The organism is Vannielia litorea (assembly GCF_018424695.1).
GTDB lineage: Bacteria > Pseudomonadota > Alphaproteobacteria > Rhodobacterales > Rhodobacteraceae > Vannielia > Vannielia litorea_A.
Genome location: NZ_QTNQ01000147.1, coordinates 1 through 4,957 on the forward strand (window position 1 = coordinate 1; position 4,957 = coordinate 4,957).

Here is a 4,957-nt window from a genome sequence, read left to right on the forward strand (position 1 = left end):
CCATAGGGCGGGGCGGTTAACGGGCGGTTAGCGGTGGCCGGACGCGCGCGGAGCGCGCAGGGCCGCCGCGCCGCAGCGGGCCCGGGGGGCGGGCCGGCCGTGGCGCCGGATACTGCGGCGGCATCACATCGCTTCCAGCCCCCTCGCGCCCGCTTGACGGGGCGCGGAAACCCCAGCATATGAGCCGGATGACCGATCTCAAGCACATCCGCAACTTCTCCATCGTCGCCCATATCGACCACGGGAAATCAACCCTCGCCGACCGGCTGATCCAGCTCACCGGGACGGTGGCCGAACGCGACATGAAGGAGCAGATGCTCGACGCGATGGACATCGAGCGCGAGCGAGGCATCACGATCAAGGCCAACTCGGTGCGTATCGAGTATCCGGCGCAGGATGGCGAGACCTATGTGCTGAACCTGATCGACACGCCGGGCCACGTGGACTTTGCCTATGAGGTCAGCCGCTCCATGCAAGCCGTGGAAGGCTCGCTGCTGGTGGTGGATTCCACGCAAGGGGTGGAGGCGCAGACGCTGGCCAATGTCTACCAGGCGATTGATGCCGACCATGAGATCGTGCCGGTCCTCAACAAGATCGACCTGCCCGCCTCCGAGCCGGAGCGGGTGAAGGAGCAGATCGAGGACGTAATCGGGATCGACGCCTCCGAGGCGGTGGAAATCAGCGCCAAGACCGGCCTCGGCATCCCCGAAGTGCTGGAGGCCATCGTGCAGCGCCTGCCTGCCCCCCAGGGCACCCGCGACGCGCCGCTGAAGGCGATGCTGGTGGATTCTTGGTACGACATCTACCTCGGCGTCGTGGTGCTGATCCGGGTGATGGACGGGGTCATCCGCAAGGGCGACCAGATCAAGATGATGAAGACCGGGGCGACCTACAAGCTCGACAGGCTCTCGGTGTTGCGGCCCGCGATGAAGGACATTGCCGAGCTGGGGCCGGGGGAGATTGGCGTGTTCACCGCCTCAATCAAGCAGGTGCGCGACACCAAGGTGGGCGACACGATCACCCATGACAAGAAACCCTGCGACAAGGCGCTGCCGGGCTTCAAGCCCTCGGTGCCGGTGGTGTTCTGCGGCCTCTTCCCGGTGGATTCAGCGGAGTTCGAAGACCTGCGCGATGCGATCGAGAAGCTGGCGCTGAACGACGCGAGCTTTTCCTACGAGATGGAGACGAGCGCCGCGCTGGGCTTCGGCTTCCGCTGCGGCTTCCTTGGCCTGCTGCATCTCGAAGTGATCCGCGACCGGATCGAGCGCGAGTATGACATCGAGCTCATCACCACGGCGCCTTCGGTGGTCTACCACCTCTACATGAAGGACGGGGAGATGAAGGAGCTTCACAACCCCGCCGACATGCCAGACCTCACCTACGTGGACCACGTGGAGGAGCCGCGGATCAAGGCGACGATCCTGGTGCCCGACGACTACCTTGGCGACGTGCTGAAGCTCTGCCAGGAGCGGCGGGGCATCCAGCTGGACCTGACCTATGTGGGTGGCCGGGCGATGGTGGTCTATGATCTGCCGCTGAACGAGGTGGTGTTCGACTTCTACGACCGGCTGAAGAGCATCACCAAGGGCTATGCCTCGTTCGACTACCAGATGACGGGCTACCGGCAGGACAACCTGGTGAAGATGTCGGTGCTGGTGAACGACGAGCCGGTGGACGCCTTGAGCATGATGGTGCACCGCGACCGGGCCGAGATGCGCGGGCGGGCGATGTGCGAAAAGCTGAAAGACCTGATCCCGCGCCACATGTTCAAGATCCCGATCCAGGCGGCCATCGGCGGCAAGGTGATTGCGCGGGAGACGTTGAGTGCGCTCCGGAAGGACGTGACGGCGAAGTGCTACGGCGGCGACGCGACCCGGAAGAAGAAGCTGCTGGAGAAGCAGAAGGCCGGCAAGAAGAAGATGCGCCAGTTCGGGAAGGTGGATATCCCGCAGGAGGCGTTTATTAGCGCTCTAAAAATGGACAGCTAGGCTGTCCATTTTTAGAGCGGGTGGGCGGAAGCGGTTTTCGTAGAAAACTGCGTGCCCACACCGGGGATCATTGCTTGTAGGGTGGGTGAAACCCACCGTTGACCGACTGGTGGGTTTCACCCACCCTACAGACATGGCTCGCGCAACTTCTGTAAACTTCGACGACGACGCGATGTGGGTGGCGCTGGAGGACGGGCGCACCATTGGCGTGCCGCTGGCGTGGTTGCCTCGGTTGCTCGGGGCGAGTGCGGAAGAGCGGGCGGCGGTGGAGATTTCACCCTTCGGGCTGCACTGGAAAGGGCTAGACGAGGATATCTCGGTGGCCAGGCTGCTGGCGAAGGAAGTGCCGGGGGTGGCGGTGGAGTGAGGCTGCTTCCGGGGCCTTGATGGCGGTCTAGATCATGTTCCCGATTGCTTCGGGCGTGACGTGCCTCCCTGTGGGGATGGAAGGAGTTTGAGGGAATGGGAGGGTAGGGGTCAAGAGTTGGAGTACCGGTAGAGCAAGTAGTAACAACCGTTGACGGTACGGCAGGCTTCGCTCACCCTGCGGCAGGTCATTGAGTATTGTCATTAAACGGCGAAACTGAAGGAAACTATGAAATCTGACATAATTGTAGAGAAATACGAGCTTCGGACTTCTGACCGGCTCATTCCCGTTCGTCGCCTAAAAGCCTATCAACCAGGTTCTGATACACTCTCAGGCTCTTACTTTTCCTTTATGTTGGACGAGTATGAGCATGAAGCCGATAGCTATGGAGAATTAATCGAGAAGTTTTCTGTCTTGCTGGGAAGGCCCGAAGACGAGATCGTGAATGAACTACTGTTGGTGTGGTCCGCCTAAGGCCCCAACGCGAAAATTTCATTGTGGCATTCTCCCGATTTCGGGAACACTAACTTTTAGAATTCAAAAAGGACAACTGGCTTTCTAGTATTCAGCCAAGATTGATAGGGGGCACCAACGTTTTCTAATAGAACGTAGGGCATTCCACCTGACAGGAAGTCGTGACGAATGAATAGAAGCACGAGCGCCATCATTAGAGGCGCCGAAATAAAGTGAACCCTTCTCGCAGGATGTCCGATACGCTCTTCATAAACCAGAATAAGCGGAGCAACTATTAGAGAACCAATAGTAATAACTATGTGCCCAAGTTCGATTGTCAAAAAAACCTCCGAAACGTGAGCCTTAATCGAGGTGCGGCCACCGTCCTCTGTAAGATGTATCGAAAGATTGGAAAAGCGTTGGTTTGAGGGCGGGCGCTCAAAGACGACGACCACGCCATCGCTCAAAACGCATTCTGCACAGCGTCCGCCGTGTTTGTCACGTCCCTCCCGACTCCCTTCACGGTTTCGCAGGCGGAGAGGAGGGTGAGGGCGATGAGGGCCAGGGTGATGCGGGTCATGGGGCTGCTCCGGGGCGTTTGTTTTTCGGGACGGTAGCACTTTGGCGCGGGCGTGGGAATCCGGGGCGGAAAATTCGTGGCGGAGGGTCGCGCGGCAAGCTGTTGGGATCGTGGGGCAAAAGGCGGTTGCGCACAGGTTATTCACACGTCTTTCCAACATCTTATCCCCAAGAAATTCCGGATCGGACCTAAATTTGCCTTGCCCGACTCACCCCGCAAGTGTGACGGTTTTGTTAACGCAAGGGGTCGCAAGACCCGGAGCGGGGCGCGGTGGCCTTCGGGGCTGGAGCGGCAAGGCGACGGGGGACCCGCAAGGGGAACCCAGGGCCGGGTCGTGTTGAGAGCAACGGGTTCGCAAGGGCTGTGCGCCGGCCGAAACGGAAAGGTCTCATAGAGGCCGGACCGGGAAGGCGGCGGGCGAGACATCGCGTTGGCCGGATGGGGCGCAAGCCGCAGCCGGTGGGGGGACGCCCGAAAGGGTGATCCCGCTCATGCAGGGGCCGCGAGGCCGGTTGCATGCGAACAGAAAGGCCGCGAGGCCGGCCTGTTCAGGAAGGCGCTGCGTCGGGGCCCCAGGCTCTGCCGTGGCGCCTTCTGCGTTTCGGGGCGGCGCCGTGCCTGCGGAGCGGTAGGAATGTAGGCTTCAGGTGGTCTCTGACCTGCGATTTTTTGCCTCTACCGGCACCACCGTGTCGGCGGGGTGGGCGCCGCGCTCGCCCATGGGTTTGGGCGGGCCGGTGGTGGTGTCGGCCTGGGTGGCGCGTTCGAGTTCGGCGTTCAGCTCGGCCCCGAGCAGCACTATGAAGGCCGAGAGCCACATCCATGTCAGCAGGATCACCACGCCGCCGAGCGTGCCGTAGGTTTCGGTGTAGTTGCCGAAGTTGCGCACGTAGGCGGAGAAGGCGATGGAGGCGGCGATCCAGATGACCGTGGCGGTGAGCGCGCCGGGCGAGATCCAGCGCCAGCGGGCGGGCGCGCGGGAGGGGCCGTGGCGGTAGATCAGGGCGATGCCCGCGAGCATGAAGAGAGAGAACACCGGCCAGCGGATGGTGCTCACGAGCCAGTCGAGCCAGCCCGCGACGCGCAGGGCCTGGAGCAGGATCGGCGTGGCGACGATGACGCCCACCGCGAGGATGAAGCCGAGGATCAGCATCAGCGTCAGCAGGATGGAGGTGAGGTAGAGCCGGATGATGCCGCGCTGCTCCTGCTCGCTGTTGGCCGCGTTCAGCCCGTCCATCAGCGTGCGGATGCCGGCAGAGGCGGAGAACATGGCGATGGCGAGCGAGAGGCCGAGGGCGACGGAGAGGGCGGTGTTCTCGTCGGTCACGATCTTGGAGACCTGGTCGGTGATGATGGTGGCGGCCTCTTCGGGCAGGGCGCGGGCGATTTCATCGAGCACCGAGGCGAGTTCGGCCGGTTGGATGACGATGCCCGCCATCATCACCAGCGCACCGATGGCGGGGAAAACCGCGAGCAGCCCGAAGAAGGCGCAGCCGGCGGAGAGGGTGGAGAGGTGGTGGCGGGAGAGGTTGCCCCAGACCCGCTTGAGGGCGGCGATGACGGCGGGGC

4 protein-coding genes are annotated in these 4,957 nt (G+C 62.3%); 2 read left to right on the forward strand and 2 right to left on the reverse strand.

What is annotated here, in order from left to right:
* Window positions 1–188: 188 nt before the first annotated feature.
* Entirely contained in the window at window positions 189–1,988 is a 1,800-nt protein-coding gene (gene lepA, locus DYI42_RS23170; protein WP_213549392.1) for a translation elongation factor 4, read from the forward strand.
* A gap of 133 nt (window positions 1,989–2,121) precedes the next feature.
* Entirely contained in the window at window positions 2,122–2,355 is a 234-nt protein-coding gene (locus tag DYI42_RS23175; RefSeq protein WP_213549393.1) for a DUF2442 domain-containing protein, read from the forward strand.
* 916 nt (window positions 2,356–3,271) lie between these two features.
* On the opposite strand, the gene DYI42_RS23180 is transcribed toward DYI42_RS23175, so the two are convergent.
* Window positions 3,272–3,388 (reverse strand): entericidin, EcnA/B family, encoded by a 117-nt coding sequence (locus DYI42_RS23180; protein WP_213549394.1) that lies wholly within the window; start codon window positions 3,386–3,388, stop codon window positions 3,272–3,274.
* A gap of 643 nt (window positions 3,389–4,031) precedes the next feature.
* Window positions 4,032–4,957, reverse strand: a 926-nt coding sequence (locus DYI42_RS23185) for a YihY/virulence factor BrkB family protein (protein WP_213549395.1), incomplete at its 5' end; no start/stop codon positions are given.